Origin of the sequence: Enterococcus sp. AZ084 (assembly GCF_051714905.1) — a bacterium.
In the GTDB taxonomy this organism is placed as follows: Bacteria; Bacillota; Bacilli; order Lactobacillales; family Enterococcaceae; genus Enterococcus_B; species Enterococcus_B pernyi.
In genome coordinates, this window is sequence record NZ_JBIOSS010000001.1 from 2,648,452 (window position 1) to 2,670,878 (window position 22,427).

Below are 22,427 nucleotides of genomic sequence, written 5' to 3' on the forward strand. Positions count from 1 at the left end.
ACTAAAACCACAAGTATTCACAGCTGTTGATTAAATCTGACACTGCTTGCTCTCCTTTTGACTATGTCGCCTTGCTATCGTATGTTAATGAGAACTCATGAAGGAGCCCGACAAGACTTTTTTTCTCAACTCAGGTACACGATACTTTGGTGCATTCCAGGAGGAAAAAATGAATTTTCATTATCACCTATTAATCAACCAAGCTGCTGGTAGCGGAAACGGAAAGAAAACAGCGGATAAGATTTTACCAATTTTGGATCAAAAGAAACTTTCCTATACGGTTCACTATAGTGAATATAAAGGGCACGATGCCCTTATAGCGGAACATTTAGCCGAAGATACCCTCATTGAATGGGAAGAGGATATCGATGCTGATACTATCGGATGGTACCCACTTCTCATCGTCATTGGAGGAGATGGTACGCTTCATCAAGTCCTGAATACGTTTCATCATTTATGTGTATCTTTTCCTGTCGGCTTCATACCAGCCGGCTCAGGCAATGACTTTGCTCGTGGAATTGGGTTAAGTAGAGATCCAGAAAAAGCTTTAGAAACGATTTTAGCAACTAAAGAACCACAAAAAATAAATGTGTTGCATTATGAAGAAAAAGTAAACGATCGCGAAGGGCTGGCACTCAATAATTTTGGGATTGGTTTAGATGCAGCAATCGTTCATACTACGAATCATTCCAATGCAAAAAAACGATTGAATAAGTATAATTTAGGCTCGCTTTCTTATATTTTTTCTTTACTATATGTTCTTTTCTCACAAAAAGGCTTTCCGATTCTTGTAGATATTGGTGGGAAACGTGTGAATTTTAAAAAAGCCTTTCTATGTACGGCAACTAATCATCCTTATTTTGGTGGAGGAGTATCGATTGTTCCTACTGCAGATGTGACCAAGCCAACTATCGACTTCGTGGTTGTCGAACGAGTAAATCTATTTAAAATCGCTTGGTTGCTTCTTTTATTATTACAAAAGAAACAAATGCACTCGAAGTATTTCCATCACTATACAACAAGCAAACTTCGAATTGTTTCTACTATTCCCCAATATGGTCAAGAAGATGGGGAAGATTTAGAAAAACAATCGTTTGATTTACAACTAACAAATAACACACAGTTATTGTGGTGTGAAAAAATAGTAATGAGCGAAGAACAACCAACCTCTTGATCCATGTATGCTTTTCTGGTAGATCGTCTACCATTCCAATGAAAAGCCACCCGAAACGATAGCGTTTCGGGTGGCTTTTTTTGGCTGATGCTTCATACTTCCAACTTACGTTTCCTATTTATGGTCGGATGTTTTCCATACCAATCATTGGATCAATCCTTTGCTGTTCCACAGCTTTGGTTGTGAGAATATAGTTTTCAGGTAATTTTGGCATTTCAGCTTCTTTCACTTCATTTTTTTCTTCTTCAACAGCAAAAAGCGAAACTTCCTGTGCTTGATCGGTTGCCTCTTTACGGTCCTCTATTTGTTTTGTTGGCTCAGTTACTTGTTCAATGGCTGCCGAATACGTTCCTTCTTCAAATGGGTCATCACCTGTCAAGGAATCTTCATAAGCGGCTAATTTCGTACGTAGATTAAGAGTCATTTCATTATCTTCGATCCGCTTCTTCAGTGTCGTCAATCGAACAGCGGATTCGTTTTTTGCACATGTCAAATACGCTTGCTCTTCCCCTAACAAAATCAATAATTCCTTACTACGAGTAACCGCTGTATACAACAGATTCCTTTGGAGCATTCGCTGGTATTGATGAACCATCGGCAAAATCACCATCTTAAACTCGCTACCTTGGGATTTATGGATCGAGCAACAATAAGACAGGGTGATCTTATTCCATTCATTTCGTTTGTAACTCACTTCATTGGCATCAAATTGGATGACAAGTTCGTCCACTTTATCTTCCGAATCTTTCGCTAAGATGATCCCTGTGATCACTCCCATGTCACCATTGAACACATTCAATTCTGGCGTGTTGACCAAATGGAGTACCTTATCTCCGATTCGATAAACTGTATCATTCCAGTGAACTTCTTTCCGATTCCCACCGCCTGGATTGAAAATATTTTGCATCATTTTATTCAAGGCATCGATACCAGCGGCACCGCGATACATCGGTGCCAACACTTGAATATCTTGTGCAGTAAATCCTTTGTTTTTCGCCTTTTCCACGATTTTAGAAATCAATGGTTCGATTTGGTACGCATCACTTGCAAAGAAAGAGCGATCCTTTTGATTTTTCGTAAAATCTGCTGGCAATCTTCCTTCTTTGATCTCATGAGCCAAAGGAATGATACTTGAGCCATCGCCTTGACGATAGATCTGATTCAATTCGATTTTAGGGATTTGATCGATTTCTAATAGATCATGCAAGACTTGCCCAGGACCTACTGATGGTAGCTGATCCTTGTCCCCTACTAAGATCACTTGCATATTCGTAGGGATCGCCTTGAACAGTGTATTGGCCAACCATGTATCAACCATCGACATTTCATCGACGATCAATAAGCCACCGTCTAATTCCTTCGTACTGATCGAAGGGGTTTTCTCACGACCATTCAAACCTAAAAGCCGGTGGATCGTACTAGCTGGCAAGCCAGTCGTTTCATTCATCCGTTTAGCAGCCCGTCCTGTGGGTGCAGCTAAGAGAATCGGAAAAATCTCTTGTGTATATTTCGTCGGATCAAGATCTAAGCCGTTTAACTCTGCAAACAGATGAACGATGCCATTGATCACTGTAGTTTTTCCAGTTCCTGGACCACCAGTCAAGATAAATAGTGGTGAGCGAATCGCTTCAGAAATCGCTTCTTCTTGTGAATCCCCATACTGGATACCAAACATTTTCTCAATTCGTCGAATATTCTTTTTAATTTCTTTTGGTTCGTACTTGATTTCCTTTTTTCGACTCAGCAAGCGTTGGATCGAATTACCGATCCCCCATTCAGAAAAATACAAACTATTTTCATATAGATTCGTTTCTTCTTGTTGGATCTTTCCCTCTTCCACTAACTGAATAATGACAGTCGCTACTTGATCCGGTTCGATTTCGATTGGACGACTTGATTCCAAGATTTTGATCGTCTGCTGCAACAAAGATTCAGCAGGAACATAAGTATCACCGGTTTGGATCGCCTGTTGGAAAATCTGGTGCAAGATTGCTGCTCTGATCCTTCTTGGCGAGTCAGCAGCAATACCGATCTGTTCCGCTAAATTGTCTGCACGTTTAAAGCCGATTCCTTCAATCTCTTCCACTAATTGGTAAGGATTTTCTTGAATGATATCCAACGCTTCATTTTTGTAAGCTTGATAGATACTGAAGGCTAATTGACTACCAAATCCATAGCGGTTCAACCCCATGATCACTTGATCCATTCCATGATTCAAACGGATCGTTTCAGCAATCATCTCTCTTTTGGGCTTCGTTAAACCTGAAATCTGTTGCAATTGTGAAGGATCTTCGATGATTTTTTCAATCGCATCTTCACCAAGCAGTTCTACTATCTTCTCTGCGGTTTTCTTTCCAATACCGGGAAACTTGTCACTTGATAGGTAGTTGACGATCCCATTGGCTGTCGTCGGCTTTTCCTGTTCGTAACGCTCTACCTTCAACTGTCTACCATATTTGGGATGATCAACTAGCTCACCATAAAAACGATACACTTCGTTCTCTTGGATATCGCCAAAACTACCAGTTGCGACAATTTCTTTTTCCCGATAATCAACACTTGTTTCACTGACTTGAATGAGCAATACTTTATAAAAATTACTAGGATTTTGAAAAAAGATAGCGGCAACTGTGCCGACAAAATAAGGCATTTCTTCTGGCTCCATCGAGGCCGCCTCCTTTATTTATAGTAAAGGCTCTGGCTGTCCATTACCTAAAAAATCCACCTGATTCCATACTTTAAGATCATATGGTAACAGATTGTTTGGTTCTCCTGTTTCTAAAATCGTCAAGCTACTATTGAATAGGCCACCCATTTCTCGCAACTGACTTAATTCTTTACCAGTCATCCACTGGATCGCAGCAGTTAGAGAGGCACCATGCCCTACAAATAGAATAGGCCCTTGATGTTGACAGACTGCATCTGCAACAACTGCTTCGATCCGCGTGATTGCTTCGGTGATCGGCTCTCCTTCAAAAGGTGTTGGATCATATTTATCTAAATGATTTCGTAAATTAGGTAAGTTCTCTGGAAATTTTTTGTACATCTCTTCGATCGACTGTCCTTCCAGTTTTCCTAAACCTAATTCTCTTAATTTATCTGTATAAATGATTTCTGTCGGATGGTCCAATTCTTGATTGATCCCTTTTGCTGTATCTCTTGCACGTTTTGCCGTACTGCAATAAATAGCTTCAAAAGGAACAGACTTGACCATTTGGCCGAATGTCTTGATCTCCTCATAGCTTTGAGGTAACAACGGTGAGTCTCCTTGGCTTCCTTGAAAGCGTCTTTCAAGATTCCATTCCGTTTTACCATGTCTTGTAAAGTATAGTTCCATAGATGTTAGACTCCTCACTCCGTACTTGTATATATACTATCATATAGGATTTTCCCGTTGGACCGTGTAGAAAAGCTTGTTTCTAAAAAATAGAGGCTTTCGCCAATTGAATATCGCTAAAAATCGACTGTAAAAAAACTGTGCTATCCTTTATGTAGTCTTGTTTTCGATCAGCGATGTTCACGAAATATACTTCATCCACACCCTCGATCAAGGAAAGGCAAAAGGAAGCTCCTACTCTATCAAAACGAAGGTTAAGCAGCAAGAGAAACTATTTTCTCAACTTCGTCTTCTTAATAGGAGCGAAACCTCTCTTTACAACCTTTAGTCTAGCTTATCATTTTCGTAATGATGTGTTAACTCTAAATTTGGGAAACCTTGTTGACGCAATGCCTCATACACGATCATTGCCGCTGTATTCGATAGATTCAATGAACGGACGTGTGTATCATTCATAGGGATACGTAAGCATTTTTCTTCATGCTCGCGCATAAAGGGTTCCGGTAATCCAGTTGTTTCTTTCCCAAACAAAAAGAAATGCTCTTCGCCATCTGCAAAGTTTTCATCGCTGTATACTTTATTCGCAAATTTGGAGATCAAATGTAACTTTCTATCGCCTAAGTAAGCCATAAATGCTGGTAGATCTGCATGATACGTGATATCCACATCATGCCAATAATCAAGCCCCGCTCGTTTCAGCTGTTTATCATCTGTTGAAAATCCTAGTGGTTCGATCAAGTGTAACGGTGTGTTGGTCGCTGCACATGTTCGTGCAATATTTCCTGTGTTCGCTGGAATCAAAGGTTCAAATAAAACAATATGGTTCATACTATCCATCCTCTCATGTATATGTGAAATCCATTTTAGCCTAAATCTTGATTTTTGCATAAAAAAAAACGTATCAACTCGGTGTCAGTCACTGCGAGTCGTTACGTTAGTGAAGCTCTTTTCACTATCTTTTATCAGAACAGGAACCTGATAAAAACCAATGAAAAAACAACTTGTTGCTACTATATCACCATTAAACGCTTTTTGCAACCTTAACTCTACAATATTCTTATTGGAATCGTTTTCTCTTATTTCCTTTTAACAATTCTACGTCAATTGTAATTTTTCTAAGAGGTTCTTTCATCAGAGCCTCTTTTATTTCTTTTGCTACTTGCCATTCCAGTGGCGACATTGCCAAGAGATCACGGCGATTTTCTTCAGGAATCGTAAATTCATACGTCACACGTTGACGTTCCACTGACGCCATTGATTCCATGAATTTGTCAACAACACGTTCATTAGAATAATGGTGTTTTTCTGGCTGATCTGGATAAAAAGCCTGGCGTAATTCTTTTAAATAGCCTGATTGCGGAACGACTTTTAACACCATACCGTCATCTGCAAGTACTCGCTGAAATTCTTGATAGTGAGAAGGCGAGAAAATATTCAATATCGCCGAAAATCGTTGATCTGCAAAAGGCAAATTGGTTAAATCCGCGACACACCAAAATGCTTGCATCGGCTGTTCCGTGGCTGCATAGACGCCTTCCTTCGCGATATCAAAGCCGATTGCTTGTTTTAGTGGTTGTAATTGATCGATGGCCTTCAAAAAACTCCCTTCTCCACAACCGACATCTAGGACAGTCGCATCACTTGGTAGATGCTTAGCTAACTGTTCGATCAATGGTTGATACATACCTGATTGGATCATTCGCCTTCTTGGAGCAAACATACCTTGATCATATTCGGTTTTGATTGCGTGAGATAAAAAATACAACGTTCCCTTTTTAGATAAATCAAAACGATGATTCTTTTGGCAAATAAGCCCATTCGTGGTCGATAAAAAGGATTCTTGACATAACGGGCAACGGAACATTTGGGCATTCTCTGATAAAAATAGTCGACTCTGGTCTATTTTCTTTAACATAGTGATTATTCATTCCTTTAAAATACGTAGTGAGATAGTCATATAAAGATAAAAAACCTTCTTTAAAAACATTCGTTATCTGATGTTGCCTATCATGCTATCCCCTTCATCTTACCGTTTGACGAACGCTTTAGCAACTGTAAAAACTATGGTATAATTTCAAAAAAAGAAGGCAAAACAAAGGAGCAAGAATATGATCAAAGAATTTTGTGCGGAGAATTATACATCGATCCCATTAGCCATCGCAAATGGAGCCAACCGGATCGAATTATGTGACAACCTAGCAGTAGGTGGCACTACACCAAGTACCGGTGTCATTGAAGAAGTATTGAGCTATGCTAATGAAAAAAGCGTACCTGTTATGACGATCATCCGACCACGTGGTGGCGATTTTGTTTATAATGATATCGAATTGAAAATCATGCACACTGACTTGATTGAAGCAAAAAAACTAGGAACTGACGGTGTAGTGATCGGTTGCTTGACTCCTTCTGGATGGTTAGATGAAGAAGCACTGGAAGTCTTGATCGACTCCGCAGAAGGCTTACAGATCACCTTCCACATGGCGTTTGATGCGATTCCTCAAGAACGTCAATACGAAGCCATCGATTGGTTGGTTGAACATGGCGTTCATCGTATCTTGACACATGGCGGTGTTGCCGGTACAAACATCGAAGATAATTTTGCACACTTAAAACAGTTGATCGCTCATGCAGACGGACGAATCATCATTTTACCTGGTGGTGGTATCACTTCAGAAAATGCACAAGTAGTTGCTGATGCTTTAGACGTACACGAAGTCCACGGTACCAAAATCGTTCCTTTATCTGAATAAACAAAAAATAAGCGAAACGACTCTTGTCTGAGATAAGAATCGTTTCGCTTATTTTACTTTATTTTCTTACATAAAATACCCCATAAACAACGAAGCGATATTGAAATAGATCAATACACTGGTCAAGTCACTCAAGGTCGTAATAAATGGCCCACTGGCAACGGCAGGGTCAAAGCCTAAACGATCCATCAACATCGGAATCAAACTTCCCGCAAGATTTGCCACTGTGATCGCAAATAGCATCGCAATACCGATTACAAAGCCGAGAATAAAGTTCTGTTTCCAAAATCCTACGATCAAGAAGATCGTTAGACCAGTTACAGCACCAGTCACTAAACCGGTCAGCACTTCTGCCACGATCAAGCGAACAAATCCTTGGTCTTTTTCATCCGAAATCGCTAAGCGACGTACAGCGACCGCTAACGATTGTGTACCGGCGTTTCCAGCCGTCCCTGTGATCAAAGAAATAAAGACAGCTAAAATACTTGCTTCACTGACCAATTCTTCATAATGGCTGATCAAAGAGGCAGTCGACATACCTAAAAATAATAAAGTGATCAACCAAGGTAAGCGTCGAGAAGCTGATTTCACTGGATTCTCATTGATTTCTTCGACGTTGACCCCCGCTAGTCCAGAATAGTCACTCGCTGCTTCATCATCGATAACGTCGATGATATCATCAACAGTCACGATCCCTAATAAATGATCATCATAATCCGTGACAGGCAATGCAAGAAAGTCGTAGTCACGGAAAGTTTGCGCCACGTCTTCTTGGTCGTCGCCTACGTGAACAGACAGTACCCGTTCACTCATCAAATCAGAGATCATCGCATCATCATCATTGACGATCAAGTCACGCAACGAGATAACCCCAACGAGTTGATTGTCCTGATTGACTACATAAATGTAATAAATCGTTTCTGCCACATCTGCTTCATTTTTCAAGACATACATCGCCGAACGAACAGTTTGATTCGCAACGATCGAAATAAATTCGGTCGTCATGATCGCCCCAGCCGTTTCATCTTCATAATGCAAGAGGTCTTTGATCTCACTCGCATCTTCTGCTGTCATCAAACTAAGATATTTCGCCACTTGTTTCTTATCTAAAGTATTCAACAAATCGACCGCGTTATCGGTATACATCTCTGAGAGCATTTCCGCGGCATAACTAGGACGCATTTCTGCTAAATATTCCTTCATATATTCGTTATCTTCTTCAATGACATCGAACATATCCGCCAATTCCTTTGGCGAAAGATAGGTATAAATCTGTTGACGATCTGCTTCCTTAAGGGATTGATAGAATTGCCCCTGTTCGTAGATATGCATCTCCAAGAAGTTATTTCTAAAATCCTGAATATTGTTTTCTCTTAGATCTTGAGCTAACTGGGCAAATCTTTCCTCTAATTCTTGATTTTCGTCCAAACCAATCTCACCTCACCTTAATCTTCAAATCGTTTCACTATTGTTGCCATATCTTTTGCTAAAGGCTGTTTGAATTCTAATAATTTTTCTGTAAATGGATGATAAAACCGTAAGTCATAACAATGCAAGGCCTGTCTAGCTATGCCTAGATCCATTCTTCCCCCATACATGTCATCGCCTAAAAGAGGACACCCGATCGCAGAAAAATGCACTCTGATCTGATGTGTGCGTCCCGTATGCAATTGGATATCAACGAGTGCAATCTCTGCTGACCTGTTCTCCAACCAGTATTCCGTCTGCGCACTCTTCCCCGTAGAACAAACTTTACGTTTTAATAATGATGTCATATCACGAGCAATTGGTAAATCGATCTGCCCATGCACGTTCAACTTATCCACATCACCGCTGACTAAAGCTTGATATTTTTTGACGAACTTCTTTTCACGAAGCTGTACGTCCAATTTTGCATGAGCAAAGCCATGCTTTGCAAAAAGCATCAATCCTGAAGTATCACGATCCAGTCTAGTCACTACATGGATCACCTGATTTTCATAGCCTTGTTGTTTATAATAAGCTTTTACTCGATTCGCCATCGTACCGTTAGGATGGTATTGTGCCGGTATCGAGGATATTCCAGCTGGTTTATTGACGACTAAGATATGATCGTCCTCATAAACAATCACGATCGGCGTTTCGTCTAACAGAACCGTTTCGTGCTCGCCTTCTGCTGGGATCACAATGGTTACCTTATCATTTTGAGCCAAAGAAAACAAGACGTTCTCAACCTGATCATTGACCATGATCGTGCCGCCTTGAAACTTGATTTTTGCTAGTAGCCCTTTGGAGATCCCTTTTTCTTTTAAAAAATATTTTACTTGTTGCGCTTGCTCTTTTTCGTAGATCCATGTAAACTCCATTGCTAAACCTCACCAATAAAGGCATCTTTCACACGGTGCCAAAAATGCATATGTCGATAAGAAGCAAAGTGGATTCTTTCTTCTGCAATCCGATAATAAATGGCTCGTATATTATTTTTTGAAACGTCCAATTGATCAATCGTCACCAAATAATCTGCGGTATTCTCTAAACGAATTTCCACCCATTCATCTTGAGCAATGACCATCGGCGCACCTAGCGTACGAAAAACACGGTTATTCAATGAAGCAATCTCTGCTAATTGAAATGCATTGATACTTGGATGGATCACAGCCCCACCAACACTCTTATTATAAGCAGTCGATCCGGTAGGCGTAGATAATGCCAAACCATCACCACGGAAGCTTTCAAATAGTTCGTTTTTGATATACACATCTGCTACCATCGTTCGGTTAGAACGCTTGATTGTCGACTCGTTCAAAGCAAAAAAATGTTGATCAGGCTTATCATCTAAATAGCTGATTCGAACGTCCAGCAACGGGTAGCTGACACTTTGCTCACGATTAGTTTTCAGGCTATCGACTAGTTCTTCTAATTCATAGTCCCGCCAGTCCGTATAAAAGCCTAGATGCCCTGTGTGGACGCCTAAAAAACGCACATCGTTCAAAGCATGGCTAAATTGATGGAACGCTGCTAATAGCGTTCCATCCCCACCAACTGAAATCACTAACTCTGGCTGTTGATCGTCGATTTTGATATTTGCTTGAGCCAAAAGATTTTTCAATCGTTCGGTGACTGCTAATGTTTTTGGTTCCTTGTTATGAACGATCGCTACCTTCATCTTTTGCCTCCTCATGTTTATTCTCTTGATTGATCAATGAGCGATAATAGGCATCTTCAGATTTGCCTCTGCCATGTGAGAATAACCGTTGTGCTTCTTGGATTTCTTCACGGATATTCGACATTTCTTCATCGAGTTGATACGCGGCTTCAGCTGCACGTTGTAATCGTTCACTCATTTCTTCCGGAAATACACCTTGATATTTATAATTCAACGAATGTTCGATCGTTGCCCAAAAGTTCATCGCTAACGTTCGAATTTGAATTTCTGCTAAGATTTTCTTTTCACCACTGATCAATTGGACTGGATATTCGATCACTAAATGATACGAGCGATACCCACTCGCTTTTTTATTGGTGATATAATCTCGCTCTTGTAATACTTTCATGTCTTTTCGGTTACGGATGATCTCAACCACCTGATGGATATCTTCTACAAATTGACACATGATTCTTAGCCCAGCAATGTCTGACATTTCTTCCTCTAAACGCGCCATTGGGATATGACGCAATTGAGACTTGGTAACGATGCTTTCTACCGGTTTGACCCGCCCCGTCACAAACTCGATTGGGACATGGCGATTTTGTTCTCTAAATTGTTTACGTATTCCTCTTAGTTTTACTTTTAATTCTGATACTGTTTGTTCGTAAGGTGCTAAAAACTCTTCCCAGTCTCGTTCCATAATCTATACCTCTACTTTGTTAACATTCATAGATATTCTAACATATAAACATAGTTTTTTTGCACCTTCTGTCTTTGAAGTTGACCAAAAACAAAAAATTAGGCAAAATAAAAGAAAAGGGGCGAAGCCAATGACTGAAATGTTAGAGATCGAATTTAAAACATTGTTAGCTAAGGAAGATTACACGCGTTTGCTTTCGCACTATCAACTTACAACGGAATCCTTCCATATCCAAACCAATATTTATTATGACACGCCTGATTTCCAATTAAAACAGCGTGGTTGTGGGTTACGTATCCGCTTATTAGATACCTATGCGGAGTACACATTAAAAACACCAGCTGCAGAAGGAAAATTAGAAACAACAGACACCTATACGCTCCAAGAAGCCACTAAAATGATCGAGGATCAGACACTGCCACGAACGGGCGCTGTTTTAAAAAAACTTCATGAGCTATCGATCGATTCCAATCAATTGTTCAAAATCGGAGAACTGACGACTAAGCGTGTTGAATTTCCTATTGATGAAGGCTTGTTAGCCATTGACGAAAGTTGGGGGGAACACCTTCACGACTATGAATTAGAATTAGAAGTCACTGATGCTGCCAGTGGAAAAGTAGCATTTGAGCGCTTCCTTCAACGTCAAGGAATTCCTTATCATCCTTCAAAAAATAAAATCCAACGAATGTTTGAGGCCAAAAATTAGAACTCTATCATTTTCATAAGGCTCATGAGTTCATTTTTTCGGGATTTTCTGGTAAGTTATACGTTGTGAATATTATTCATGATTTGCATAGAATCTAATTTGGGGGAGATTCGTATGATCGAAATCTATTTTTTTGTTAATCCATTGGGGAAAAACTGCTTTCATTTAGAGCAACAGCTCGTTCAATTTATTGATGAGGAATATGGAAAGAAGCCGAAAGACAAAGTACAATTTCGTTTTCTACCACTAGTTAACTTGCAGACAATCGGGGATGTCATGCAGACTAACGGGATTTCTCAAACTAATCTTGAAGAGCGCAACAAACTATTTTCCATTACTTATTCAGCCGCATTAGATTGCAAAGCTGCGCATTTTCAAGGAAAGAAAAAAGGAAGACAATTTCTTAGCCGTTTACAAGAAGCAGTCAGTTGTAAAAAAATTCCATATTCTCAACAGCTTTCTGAATCGATTTTTTCAGAAATTGGAGATCTAAATATGTTCAAAGAAGATCGCCAATCTGAATTTGTCAAAGAAGCATTTTTCTCAGACCAAAAAATGGCCCGTGAAATGGGAATAAAGAAACATCCATCTGCTGTTGTTTATAATTATAATCGTGAACAAAATTTTGGAGTATTAGTTGAAGGCATGAACAGTGTTCGCCAAATCATGGCGATCTGTCAAGGAAAAGAAGACAGCTATCAGCTGTTTGAAAGCCATCCATTGCAAGCAACGAATCCACAACTTCATTCCGGAAATAGCCATTTATCTTTGCTTTCAAATTAAATCATAGATGTGTGTATCACACAAAATAAAAAGACACAAAACAAGGTAAACTGTTTTATGTCTTTTTTACTATTTTTTTAAATCAAATATATTGTATATGGTTAAACATTTCCTACAATATGAATACGGAACCTTTGACTTGATGTACCACGACCCTCTCCTTCGGTAGCAACTACTTTCTGACCTTGTGAAGGAGTGCCATTTTCAATGTCCAGTACTTTACCTGTTTCAGTATTTTGTAATACAAAAAGTCCATCACCTAAAAGATCATCTACACCTACTTTATACAATCGCCAATTTGAATTTAGACCTGTCGTTGCAATTCTTGGATTTCCTTTGCTATCAAAAGATTTTTCAGATACAGATAAGGATGCTGATTTGATAAATCCGTTGAACTGATGAGGATCAGTTGAGAGAGTGTACGTCTCAGTAGCAAAATTATAAAACATATTCCATTTTTGATTCCATGAGGTAGCACTATTGTACATAATCACTTGGTCTAAATTACTTTGATCCCAATCCAATACCATCCCTCTATTCATTTCACTTTGAATCGTTACAACTTTGTTATTAAAGTAGTTAGCAACATTAGATCCTGGTATATTTTCTTCTATGTCTGCCGAGACTGTTTGATTTCCTCCTACTACTCCTAATATCGTTACTACAAACGCTCCTACCATTAACTTTGTGAACACTTTCATTTTTTTATTCCCCTTTTTGTTTTTCTGTCTTTTTTTGTTTTTCTTCGATTTAAATGAAATACAGTTAGCGAAGGATCAAAGGTTACCTACTACTCTAAGAATAAATCGTTGACTAGCAGTTCCAGTACCTTGTCCTTCACGCGCGACTAGGCCTTTCGTGTCGTACGGGTTGCCATTTTCCAGATCTAATACTTTACCTGATTCAGCATTTTTTAAAACATAAACACCAGCACCCACAGCATCGCCTACTCTGTAAAGTTTCCAATTTACTTTTAATCCAGTCGTAGCAATCTTTGGATTTCCTTTACTGTCAAAAACTTTGTCTGATACAGCCAATTCTGCTGATCTGATATAGCCGTTGATCTGGTGAGGATCAGTTGAGATAGTATATGTATCAGCACTAGAATCATAAAACATATTCCATTTTTGATTCCATGAGCCAGTATTATTGTACATGATTACTTGGTCAAGATTAGATTGATCCCAATCCAACGCCCTGTCCAAATCCATTGCACTTTCAATTCTCACCACTTTATTTTTAAAGGCGTCCGCAACATTAGAACCTGGTATGCTTTGATCCAAATCTGCCGAGACTGTTTGACTTCCTCCAACTACTCCTAATGTCGTTGCTACAAATGCTCCTACCATTAATTTTGTGAACACTTTCATTTTTTGTTCCCCTTTTTGTTTTTTGTTTGATACAAATCGATTTGTTGAACACAGTATGCCATGTTTTTATTTAGTAAATTTATTTTGAGTGGTAATACAACACTATTTATTTTTTATTTAATAAGTGCGTTAATTATAATAAAAAGTGCTTGTTTTATAGGCTGTTTTTGCTTTTTCACGCACAATAAAAAGTAAATTTACTATGAATCTTTTTATGTTTTTTTATTTTTATTATTAAACATAAAAATATATTGTTTGCCAACTGTATAAAAAAGAGAATCGTCGGCTATTTGAAACACCTACAATTCTCTAATTACTTCTATTAAGTTATAAATGATACACACTGCCGGACTAACTTCCTTAAACAGTAGAATGATTCCTCTTTCTTTTTTTATTGACAACAACTAACAAAACCAAGCAGATAAGAAGACTAATGACTCTTAGTGCGGGAGTAAATAATAGAAAGATCATCAAATTAGCAAATCCTTGAACAATGGTAGAATCCGATTGATACATTTGATCCAAAGGCTCTGCAAACACGCTCACATGGCGATAAACATACGCAGTAAATAAATACATAGCCACACCTACTCCTGCTATAAGGATATTTTTTATTGATTTCGATAATTTCTGTTCCTCCATCTAGTGTTTATTGATCGGATTTCTCTTTTTGTTTCCATGATCGGTCAATAAAAATTTCTTTGCTCTAACTAGAAATCCATTTTACCTTTAAATAACAAACCATAAAAAATATGTACATATTACTTTCTAATTAGAAAAGCCGTAGACATTCATAGATCATTTCCTAATTCGTTAATCAACATTCTTCATCTCCTCACATTTATAACATAAGACAACATATTTATCCTATACAAATCCATTGTACTACTAATAGATCACCAACTCAAAAAAGGAGTAAAAAAGGGCTGCCCTTTCATTACTCCTTTTCGCTATCAAATAATCGTAGTCAATACGTTAACTTATTCCATCATCTGCTTTTTGATCCCCGCAACATCCAACCCAAATTCTTGTTGCAAGAAATCTGGTGTGCCAACTTGACCAAAACGTTCATTGACACCAATTCGTTTCAGAGGAACGCCAATCCCTTCTTCTGCAAGAACTTCAGCGACTGAACTACCTAAGCCGCCAGTGATCGAATGATTCTCGATGGTTATGATTTTTTTCTTGCCAATTGCTTCACTGAGGATCAATTCTCGATCAATCGGTTTGATGGTAAACATATCGATCACTTCACAGCTGATTCCTTGTTCCATCAATTGTTCAGCGACTTGTAATGTTTCAGAAACGAGTTGCCCTGCTGCAATCAGCAGATAATCCGTCCCTTTACGCAAAACGGTTCCTTTGCCTAATACAAATGTGGAACCTTTCTCATAAACAGGCGTGACGCCTTTACGATTTCCTCGTACATAATGGATTCCTGACATTTGATGAAATTCTTTGATGATCCATGCCATTTGTACGTCATCTGCCGCATCACATACTACGGAATGAGGGATGGCTTTCATTAAGGCCACGTCCTCCCAAGTCGTATGAGTTCCCCCATTGTGCCCTGCAGCAAATCCCGGATCTGAACCATAAATATTGATGGTATTCCCGCCGTAGCCACCTGAAATAAACAGTTGATCAAATACCCGGCGTGTCGCAAATGGACCAAAAGTATGGATAAATGGTGTGTACCCCGTCAAACTTAATCCTGCTGCGACGCCAACCATATTTGCTTCGGCAATCCCCATATTGATAAAGCGGTCAGGGTGTTCCTTTCCAATCGCTGTCCAACCACTTGCAGAACCTAGATCAGCATCTAACGCAATGACTTTTTCGTCTTTTTCCATCAATTCATTGATGGTTTCCACGACACAAGTTCGTAATTCTTTTTCGATCGCTGTCGATTTAGTTAAATGGAACATCCCTTATCGCATCCTCTCGATTTTTTCTTCTAATGTTTGGATTGCTTGATCTGCAGCTTGATTGACTTGTTCCGTAATGAATTTCACGGAATGATTCGCGTCTAAAGTTTCAAAATATGGAACCCCTTGTCCCTTCACGCTATCAAGTACAAGACAAACTGCTTGATCCGTCACTTCTTTACATTCGTTGATTGCATTATCAATGGCTTGTATATCGGAACCCTTTACTTTTAAGGTATAGAAACCGAATGCTTCCATTTTTTTCTGTAAATCGAACGGGTCAAGGATGTCCTTTGTTTCTCCATCTAATTGCTTCTTATTATCATCGATGATCACGATACAATGATTTAATTTAAAATGAGCGATATATTGGAATGCTTCCCAACATTGGCCCTCATTCAACTCTCCATCTCCCACGATCAAGTACACATAGTTGTCTTTGTTAGCCTGCTTAAAACCTGTAGCGATCCCCGCAGCTATTGAAGTCCCTTGACCTAAAGAACCTGTAGTTGCATCAACACCAGGTGTTTTTTGGCGATCCGGATGAGAAGGCAGTCTTGTTCCACCTTCATTTATCGTCAGTAACCATTCTTTGTCAAAATAACCAACATTTGCTAAAGCACTGTATAACCCAGCTCCTGCGTGTCCTTTAGATAAGACCAACCGATCGCGTTCTTCCCATTGTGGATTTTTAGGATCGACCTTCATCTGCTTACCGTATAAGACGGCTAACAACTCAACGATCGAAAATGAACCACCTAAATGCCCTTGCCCCATATGTTTGATACTGATCAATGTATCTAATCGTATTTTAGTTGCTAATAATTCCAGTTCTTTTAGCTGCTCTTCCTTGATGGTCAAAATGATACCCCCTTACTCTGCGACTGTATCTGATTTTTTACTTTTCTTTAAAAGTGTCAAACCGATCAAAACAGCAAGTACAGCGACCACACCAGAAATAACTGCAATTTGTCCGCCCATATTTGCTAAGTTTCCTAAAAAGATTCCTGAAACACCATAATCTGTATCTGAGAAAGTCGAACCTTGGAACCCAAGATCGCCCATTACTGGCATCAACAAGATCGGCATGAAGCTAATGATGATCCCGTGGATAAAGGAACCGATGACCGCGCCACGTACGCCCCCAGTCGCATTTCCATAAACACCGGCTGTCGCGCCACAGAAGAAATGAGGAACTACGCCAGGAATGATCACTGTTGTCCCGGTAAAGACCATGATCACTAAACTAACTAATCCACCAACAAAACTTGTTAAAAAGCCAATCAATACGGCATTTGGTGCATAAGGGAACACGATTGGACAATCCAACGCTGGAATCGAATTTGGTACTAATTTTTCAGATATTCCTTTAAATGCAGGAACGATTTCAGCTAAAATCAAACGTACACCGGCTAAGATCACAAAAACACCTGCGGCAAATGAACCCGCTTGTTGTAACGCATAAATAATATAATTCGTGCCATCGCTCAATGTGGTAGTAATATAGTCACTTCCGGCAAACAACGCAACGATCACATAGACGATTGCCATCGTAATCGTGATGCTTACTGTTGAGTCACGTAAAAAAGCTAACCCTTTAGGAAAATTGATGTCTTCTGTTGATTTTTCTTTATTTCCAACATATTTACCGATCAAGCCACTCAAAGCGTAGCCAAAGTTCCCTGTATGACCTAAAGCTACAGAGTCATTTTTTGTGATTTGACGTGTAAACGGTTGTGCGATTGCTGGAAAAATCGTATTACAGATGCCTAGTGCTAACCCACCGAATAAAACCAGACTAAACGTACTCATTCCTGTTACACTTAAAATGACTGCAATCATACATGCCATGTATAACGTTGCATGCCCTGTCAAATAAATGTATTTGTACCGAGTGATTCTCGCAATCAAAATATTGAATGCCATCCCCGCTAACATAATAAGTGCTGTATATGTTCCATAGGTAGTTAGAGCTAACGCTACTATCGCTTCGTTATTAGGAACAACTCCTTGCATATTGAATGCGACTTGAAACATTTCTCCAAATGGCGCCAACGAACTTTCTATGACCCCTGCACCAGCTGTCACAACCAGAAATCCTACAAAGGTCTTGATTCCGCCTTTAACAGTCGTTGCCACATCTTTTTTCTGCAACATATTCCCCAATACAGCAATCAATGCCACTAAGATTGCTGGTGTACTCGCAATATCGATCAATAGATCTAAAATACTATTCATTTATTTTTCCTCCCCCAAAAAAATTTTTTATAGTAATCCTTTTTGTCTACATGTCTCCGCTACTTTTTCTTTCAATTCATCTAGATCGATGATACTCTCCAACACGACGATTTCACCTAAATGTTGTGCGCTATCTGCTAAATCTCTACCGATAAAAAAGACATCTGCTAATTCTGGTGCTGCACTTCCTAGATCGTAATGAGCAACTTCCACTCCACTTACCCCTAGATCATTTAATACTGAATTGATATTCATCTCCACCATAAAACTTGATCCTAATCCTGAACCACATACTGCTGCAAATTTCATTTTTCATCTTCCCCTTCTTTGATCACATGAATGATTTCTTCTACATCTTTCGCTTCGAGTAATGACGCTAAACGTTCTTTATTCGACAAAATTTTCGTCAAGCTAGCTAAAGCTTTCAAGTGCATCTCGTTGTCCACTGCTGCTAAACAGATAAATAATTGGATGGGATGTTTTTCATCGTCGCTCAATAAGACTGGATCAGTTACCTTCAGTAATGACATCCCAATTTCTTTTACTCCATCTTCTGGTCGTGCATGAGGCAAAGCAATTCCTTTTCCAATATGGATAAAGGGCCCATGTTCAATGACCTTTTCGATCATCGCCCCCACATACTTTTCTTCGATTTTATTGGTCGTTAACAAAGGCTGAGCTGCCTCGGTGATGGCTTCTTGCCATGTCAGTTGTTTGTCCGTAAATTGTATGGTTTCTTTTGTTAATAATTCTGATAACATCGGCCGTTGATCTTCCCTTCTGTTCAATTCTTTGTTTATTTTTCTCTCGACGATCTGTCGCAGTTTCCTCTTTGTCATTCCCTCTTTCAAATCAATATATGGAAAAATCACTTCCAAAATTTCTTCGATCGAATGCACACCTCTTTCTGAAACATAAAATGCTTGTTGGACCTTTTTAACTAATTCATTTTTTTCTAAAGGAGTCATGATGGGTTTCACAACATAACTGGTCACCGGTGTTTTTAGTGGGACACTGGAAAACACCATATCAATGTCTTCCGAAAAACGAAGCATCTGATATTCTTCTGTTGATCGTGCCGGCAAAAATTCGATTTGTGGAAATAGCTCTTGTAATTCCGATTCCATGATCAAGCCAGAGCTGATGCCACTCGGGCAGACGATCATCGCCTTTAATCGTTGGTAATGATGTCGCTCCTTTTGTTTTCTGATCTCTCCACCAAATAAAATCGTAAAATAACCAATTTCTGTATCCGGAATCTCGCCAACTAATTGTTTGAGTGGATAAAGCGCTAAACGAGTCAATTCAAATAATTCTCGATATTGGGTTTTTATTTCATCGATCAACACATTATTCAATGTGAATCGATAGCGGATACGAAAATAAGCGGGAACAAGATGATAAAAGAAATTCATCAATAATTTCCGATAGTCAACAAACCGGACAGCGGATAAACGTTCCATCTCATGGATGACCTCTCTTGCACATTCCAATAAAAATTCTACAGAGTGATCCTCGATATCGCCTTGTAAGACAGTCTTTAACAGCACAGTCAAATAGCACTCTTCTTCTACTTGATTTTTGATTTGACCAAAATCTGTTAAGAATTTTTTGCTTGCTTGATAGACATTCAAAGAGGTCAGCATCTCTTTGTCTTTTTCAGTTAGAAAAACTGCTTTTTTTGTGATCCGTGACAATAAAAAAGTAATAAAATACAACATTTCCTCAAAACGACTAGGAACGATGATTAAATCAAATTCCTTTAAAATACGAAGCAGGCGGTCTCTCACCACAACATAATTCGTTCTAGAAATGCCATAGATCCCTTCAAAAAGTAACCAGTGGCCGTTCTTGGTGTCTGTTAGTACTCCCACAGTTGAATAAGCTACGCGGCGAACATCAAGTTCAGCGCCATCTATGTAGAAGCCTTTTTTTCTCGAATAAATCAGGCGAATGTCTTCCTCTTGGAGTTTCATTCTTAAATTTCTGACATCTTTTAAAACTGTATTCTTACTTACATTGAATAATTCTTGAAAATAATAAACAGATAAGTCATCAACCATCGAAAAAGCAAGAAGATAGATCATGGCTTGTCTTTCCTCTTCAGAAAAATATAGTTCCTGTTTTGACACTTCGAAGAGGACTTCAGACCATCGTCGTTGAATCGCCTCTGGAACCAGTATCTCCTCTCCAGAGATATTTATTTTTTTCCCTAGCTTTTTTTCACAAAAATGATTGATTTTGGTTAATTCTATTTTTAGAGTCTCTTCCTCCAAGTTCGTCAGTTTTATCAATTTTTGTCTGTTCGTTTCCTCAAACAGATAACTCAAGCGGTAATTGATCATCCCCGTCCCCCCATTTCAACTATAATGACTTTTTACTGGAAACGCTATCACACTTCAGCCCAATTTGACTCGTGCTTTTTCCATTTTGATGGACCGAACAGAGTCAACGACGCAGCCGTGTATTAAAATTAAAATAAAAAAAGTAAGTCACCAGAAAAAAATCTTGCAAAAAGAAACAGCGAAATCCCAAAATAGGAAAAACGATTTCCGGATTTCACTGCTTATTTCAGTTGCCTATTTTGGCACTCCCTTTGACTCTCACTTAGCAACAATAGCAAGCTCGTTTTACGCTGATTCAATCTCGTTGAATCAGTTTTCGATCCTTTATTTCATAGACTTGATCTGCCACTTGTTGAACAAAATAAGGGTCATGCGAGGTAAACAAAATAGTTCCATGATATTGTTTCAAAAAATACTCTAGCGCATTCATTGTCCGCAGATCAATAAAATTAGTCGGTTCATCTAGAATCAATACGTTGGAAGGCTTAGCAAACAAGGTTGCTAGTGACAACCGTGTAGCTTCTCCTCCACTTAACGAACAAACTGATTGTTGGATAGCCTCCGGTGAAAAGCTTAAATGGTGTAGCATACTTCGGATCAAACTTTCTGGATATTCGGTCTGACGCATCAAATACTGTAGGACGGTCAGATCCTCAACATAGTGATAATCCCTTTGCTCATAGACAGCAAAAGTAACTTTGGGACTAAGCTTCACTCCATTTTTTTGCTGTAAGATGTGTCGTAATAAACTAGATTTCCCACTCCCATTAGGTCCATTAATCGCGATGTTTTTTCCTAGTGCGAAGGCAAAGTTAACTTCATCAAGCAGGATTTTTTCATCATAATGGATCGTCACTGATTCACCTACGACTGGGAACTTATTGTGTAAAACAGTTGTTTCTGACTGCGGGAAATCAATCGGATGCTTTTTTTGTACTCTTGCGACTTCCGTTAATTTTTCTAAACGTTTCTCCATTGACTTCGCCGCTTTCATTATCCCTTTTTGACCACTTTCTTTTTGTTTTGTTCCTGACAAACGATCAGGTTTCCGACTGTTTTTATTACTTCTGCTTTTTTGATTGGAAGATTGTGCCATTTTTTTGGCTTGTTGCTCTTTTTTGATCATGCTGTTTTCTAATTTTTTACGTTCTCTCAAATAGTCATCATACGCTCTTTCTTGAGCAATTACTTCTTGTTCTTTTTGCTTTAGATAATCATCATAATTCCCTGTATATTCTTTGATCGTATGTCCCGATACTTCCCATATTTTGTCAGCTAATTCATTGAGAAATAAGCGATCATGGCTAACAAAAACTAAGGTTCCATAATAATACCGAAGTTCTTCAATCAACATTTGCACGCTTCGTTGATCTAAATGAGTGGTTGGTTCATCTAACAACAAACCTGTCGTGTACGTAGATAATACTTGTGTCAAACGATATTTCGTTTCTTCACCACCACTAAAGTGAGCCATTTGATTGGGAACTCGGAAACGGCTGAGTAACTCAAAATCGATTTCTTCGACTAGATGCTGACCAACGGTATCGATCTGTGCAAAATATTTAAAATCAATCCTTCGATCTACTCTTCCTTTTTCTGGTAGGATTTCTCCAGCTAATAATTTAAGTAACGTCGATTTCCCGCTACCATTATCTCCGACGATACCGATTCTCGCATGCTCATAAATCGCTTGCTCATTGATTGTTAATACTTCTTTTCCGTTATACGTAATCTCAATATCTTTTAATTGTATTGCTAATGTTTCCATTGTTTGCACTCCTTCTGTGCAAATGAACATCCTTTTGACGGAAACACAAAAAAGAAGCAGCCTGTGAAAGACTGCTTCTTCAAGAAATTTGTCCATACTAAAAAAGCATAGAAAAACAGCAAAGTTCCCGTGAATTGTCATTTACAAGTTGTTTTTAAACGATTCAATTAATTGTTTAAAAATACTTGATCCAAATAAAAC

General features: G+C 38.9%; 21 protein-coding genes. 4 read left to right on the forward strand and 17 right to left on the reverse strand.

What is annotated here, in order from left to right:
* Positions 1–169 precede the first annotated feature (169 nt).
* A complete protein-coding gene (locus IGI79_RS11995; protein WP_438846019.1) occupies positions 170–1,174 on the forward strand; it encodes a diacylglycerol/lipid kinase family protein in 1,005 nt (334 codons plus the stop codon).
* Between the two features lie 118 nt (positions 1,175–1,292).
* Here IGI79_RS11995 and recD2 read toward each other — a convergent pair whose 3' ends face one another.
* The 4 genes from recD2 to IGI79_RS12015 form a co-directional block, all read right to left on the reverse strand.
* Positions 1,293–3,839: an SF1B family DNA helicase RecD2 gene (gene recD2, locus IGI79_RS12000; RefSeq protein WP_438846020.1), complete on the reverse strand. Its 2,547-nt coding sequence runs from the start codon at positions 3,837–3,839 to the stop codon at positions 1,293–1,295.
* Positions 3,840–3,857: 18 nt separating this feature from the next.
* Positions 3,858–4,511, reverse strand: coding sequence for a histidine phosphatase family protein (locus tag IGI79_RS12005; protein WP_066025585.1), 654 nt, complete (start codon positions 4,509–4,511; stop codon positions 3,858–3,860).
* Positions 4,512–4,835: 324 nt separating this feature from the next.
* Complete coding sequence (locus tag IGI79_RS12010; protein ID WP_010734263.1) at positions 4,836–5,339, reverse strand: tRNA (cytidine(34)-2'-O)-methyltransferase; 504 nt, start codon at positions 5,337–5,339, stop codon at positions 4,836–4,838.
* Positions 5,340–5,568: 229 nt separating this feature from the next.
* The gene (locus tag IGI79_RS12015) at positions 5,569–6,426 is read right to left on the reverse strand and encodes a methyltransferase domain-containing protein (protein ID WP_438846021.1); all 858 of its coding nucleotides are present in this window, start codon (positions 6,424–6,426) and stop codon (positions 5,569–5,571) included.
* 193 nt (positions 6,427–6,619) lie between these two features.
* Between IGI79_RS12015 and IGI79_RS12020 the strand changes: the two genes are divergently transcribed.
* Positions 6,620–7,261 carry a copper homeostasis protein CutC gene (locus IGI79_RS12020; RefSeq protein ID WP_065096660.1) on the forward strand — a complete coding sequence of 214 codons (642 nt, stop codon included), beginning with the start codon at positions 6,620–6,622 and terminating at the stop codon, positions 7,259–7,261.
* Positions 7,262–7,327: 66 nt separating this feature from the next.
* Here the strand turns inward: IGI79_RS12020 and mgtE are convergent, their stop codons facing one another.
* Genes mgtE through IGI79_RS12040 form a run of 4 tightly spaced genes read right to left on the reverse strand, consistent with a single transcriptional unit; the run spans position 7,328 to position 11,088 of the window.
* Entirely contained in the window at positions 7,328–8,689 is a 1,362-nt protein-coding gene (mgtE, locus tag IGI79_RS12025) for a magnesium transporter (RefSeq protein ID WP_071866467.1), read from the reverse strand.
* Positions 8,690–8,706: 17 nt separating this feature from the next.
* Positions 8,707–9,606 (reverse strand): RluA family pseudouridine synthase, encoded by a 900-nt coding sequence (locus IGI79_RS12030; RefSeq protein ID WP_438846022.1) that lies wholly within the window; start codon positions 9,604–9,606, stop codon positions 8,707–8,709.
* A 2-nt stretch (positions 9,607–9,608) separates the two neighbouring features.
* On the reverse strand, positions 9,609–10,406 hold the full coding sequence (locus tag IGI79_RS12035) for an NAD kinase (protein ID WP_010734258.1): 798 nt from the start codon (positions 10,404–10,406) through the stop codon (positions 9,609–9,611).
* Positions 10,384–11,088: a GTP pyrophosphokinase gene (locus IGI79_RS12040; protein WP_019722324.1), complete on the reverse strand. Its 705-nt coding sequence runs from the start codon at positions 11,086–11,088 to the stop codon at positions 10,384–10,386. Before IGI79_RS12040 ends, IGI79_RS12035 begins: the two co-directional genes overlap by 23 nt.
* Positions 11,089–11,218: 130 nt before the next feature.
* Here IGI79_RS12040 and IGI79_RS12045 point away from each other — a divergent pair, with 130 nt between their 5' ends.
* Together IGI79_RS12045 and IGI79_RS12050 are read left to right on the forward strand one after the other, a co-directional pair.
* Positions 11,219–11,794 carry a CYTH domain-containing protein gene (locus IGI79_RS12045; protein ID WP_195475570.1) on the forward strand — a complete coding sequence of 192 codons (576 nt, stop codon included), beginning with the start codon at positions 11,219–11,221 and terminating at the stop codon, positions 11,792–11,794.
* Between the two features lie 114 nt (positions 11,795–11,908).
* Positions 11,909–12,577, forward strand: coding sequence for a DsbA family protein (locus tag IGI79_RS12050; protein ID WP_023520411.1), 669 nt, complete (start codon positions 11,909–11,911; stop codon positions 12,575–12,577).
* Between the two features lie 101 nt (positions 12,578–12,678).
* On the opposite strand, the gene IGI79_RS12055 is transcribed toward IGI79_RS12050, so the two are convergent.
* The 9 genes from IGI79_RS12055 to abc-f all read right to left on the reverse strand — a co-directional run bounded on the left by IGI79_RS12055 (position 12,679) and on the right by abc-f (position 22,226).
* Positions 12,679–13,278, reverse strand: coding sequence for a hypothetical protein (locus tag IGI79_RS12055; RefSeq protein ID WP_438846023.1), 600 nt, complete (start codon positions 13,276–13,278; stop codon positions 12,679–12,681).
* A gap of 75 nt (positions 13,279–13,353) precedes the next feature.
* Positions 13,354–13,947, reverse strand: a complete 594-nt coding sequence (locus IGI79_RS12060; protein WP_438846024.1) for an RICIN domain-containing protein — start codon at positions 13,945–13,947, stop codon at positions 13,354–13,356.
* 360 nt (positions 13,948–14,307) lie between these two features.
* Positions 14,308–14,526, reverse strand: a complete 219-nt coding sequence (locus IGI79_RS12065; protein WP_229048765.1) for a hypothetical protein — start codon at positions 14,524–14,526, stop codon at positions 14,308–14,310.
* 401 nt (positions 14,527–14,927) lie between these two features.
* The gene (locus IGI79_RS12070; RefSeq protein WP_195339028.1) at positions 14,928–15,875 is read right to left on the reverse strand and encodes a transketolase family protein; all 948 of its coding nucleotides are present in this window, start codon (positions 15,873–15,875) and stop codon (positions 14,928–14,930) included.
* Positions 15,876–15,878: 3 nt separating this feature from the next.
* A complete protein-coding gene (locus IGI79_RS12075; RefSeq protein WP_195339029.1) occupies positions 15,879–16,736 on the reverse strand; it encodes a transketolase in 858 nt (285 codons plus the stop codon).
* A gap of 12 nt (positions 16,737–16,748) precedes the next feature.
* Positions 16,749–18,113: a PTS ascorbate transporter subunit IIC gene (locus IGI79_RS12080; protein ID WP_104775740.1), complete on the reverse strand. Its 1,365-nt coding sequence runs from the start codon at positions 18,111–18,113 to the stop codon at positions 16,749–16,751.
* Positions 18,114–18,140: 27 nt separating this feature from the next.
* A complete protein-coding gene (locus IGI79_RS12085) occupies positions 18,141–18,422 on the reverse strand; it encodes a PTS sugar transporter subunit IIB (RefSeq protein ID WP_010734248.1) in 282 nt (93 codons plus the stop codon).
* Positions 18,419–20,458: a BglG family transcription antiterminator gene (locus IGI79_RS12090; RefSeq protein ID WP_195339030.1), complete on the reverse strand. Its 2,040-nt coding sequence runs from the start codon at positions 20,456–20,458 to the stop codon at positions 18,419–18,421. The genes IGI79_RS12085 and IGI79_RS12090 overlap by 4 nt, the downstream gene beginning before the upstream one ends.
* A 295-nt stretch (positions 20,459–20,753) precedes the next feature.
* Positions 20,754–22,226, reverse strand: coding sequence for a ribosomal protection-like ABC-F family protein (abc-f, locus tag IGI79_RS12095; RefSeq protein ID WP_195339031.1), 1,473 nt, complete (start codon positions 22,224–22,226; stop codon positions 20,754–20,756).
* Positions 22,227–22,427 lie beyond the last annotated feature (201 nt).

Coding starts and splice junctions, on each gene's coding strand:
- IGI79_RS11995 (WP_438846019.1), top strand. CDS start 170: ATGAATTTTCATTATCACCTATTAATCAACCAAGCTGCTGGTAGCGGA.
- recD2 (WP_438846020.1), bottom strand. CDS start 3,839: ATGGAGCCAGAAGAAATGCCTTATTTTGTCGGCACAGTTGCCGCTATC.
- IGI79_RS12005 (WP_066025585.1), bottom strand. CDS start 4,511: ATGGAACTATACTTTACAAGACATGGTAAAACGGAATGGAATCTTGAA.
- IGI79_RS12010 (WP_010734263.1), bottom strand. CDS start 5,339: ATGAACCATATTGTTTTATTTGAACCTTTGATTCCAGCGAACACAGGA.
- IGI79_RS12015 (WP_438846021.1), bottom strand. CDS start 6,426: ATGTTAAAGAAAATAGACCAGAGTCGACTATTTTTATCAGAGAATGCC.
- IGI79_RS12020 (WP_065096660.1), top strand. CDS start 6,620: ATGATCAAAGAATTTTGTGCGGAGAATTATACATCGATCCCATTAGCC.
- IGI79_RS12030 (WP_438846022.1), bottom strand. CDS start 9,606: ATGGAGTTTACATGGATCTACGAAAAAGAGCAAGCGCAACAAGTAAAA.
- IGI79_RS12035 (WP_010734258.1), bottom strand. CDS start 10,406: ATGAAGGTAGCGATCGTTCATAACAAGGAACCAAAAACATTAGCAGTC.
- IGI79_RS12040 (WP_019722324.1), bottom strand. CDS start 11,088: ATGGAACGAGACTGGGAAGAGTTTTTAGCACCTTACGAACAAACAGTA.
- IGI79_RS12045 (WP_195475570.1), top strand. CDS start 11,219: ATGACTGAAATGTTAGAGATCGAATTTAAAACATTGTTAGCTAAGGAA.
- IGI79_RS12050 (WP_023520411.1), top strand. CDS start 11,909: ATGATCGAAATCTATTTTTTTGTTAATCCATTGGGGAAAAACTGCTTT.
- IGI79_RS12055 (WP_438846023.1), bottom strand. CDS start 13,278: ATGAAAGTGTTCACAAAGTTAATGGTAGGAGCGTTTGTAGTAACGATA.
- IGI79_RS12060 (WP_438846024.1), bottom strand. CDS start 13,947: ATGAAAGTGTTCACAAAATTAATGGTAGGAGCATTTGTAGCAACGACA.
- IGI79_RS12065 (WP_229048765.1), bottom strand. CDS start 14,526: ATGTATTTATTTACTGCGTATGTTTATCGCCATGTGAGCGTGTTTGCA.
- IGI79_RS12070 (WP_195339028.1), bottom strand. CDS start 15,875: ATGTTCCATTTAACTAAATCGACAGCGATCGAAAAAGAATTACGAACT.
- IGI79_RS12080 (WP_104775740.1), bottom strand. CDS start 18,113: ATGAATAGTATTTTAGATCTATTGATCGATATTGCGAGTACACCAGCA.
- IGI79_RS12085 (WP_010734248.1), bottom strand. CDS start 18,422: ATGAAATTTGCAGCAGTATGTGGTTCAGGATTAGGATCAAGTTTTATG.
- IGI79_RS12090 (WP_195339030.1), bottom strand. CDS start 20,458: ATGATCAATTACCGCTTGAGTTATCTGTTTGAGGAAACGAACAGACAA.
- abc-f (WP_195339031.1), bottom strand. CDS start 22,226: ATGGAAACATTAGCAATACAATTAAAAGATATTGAGATTACGTATAAC.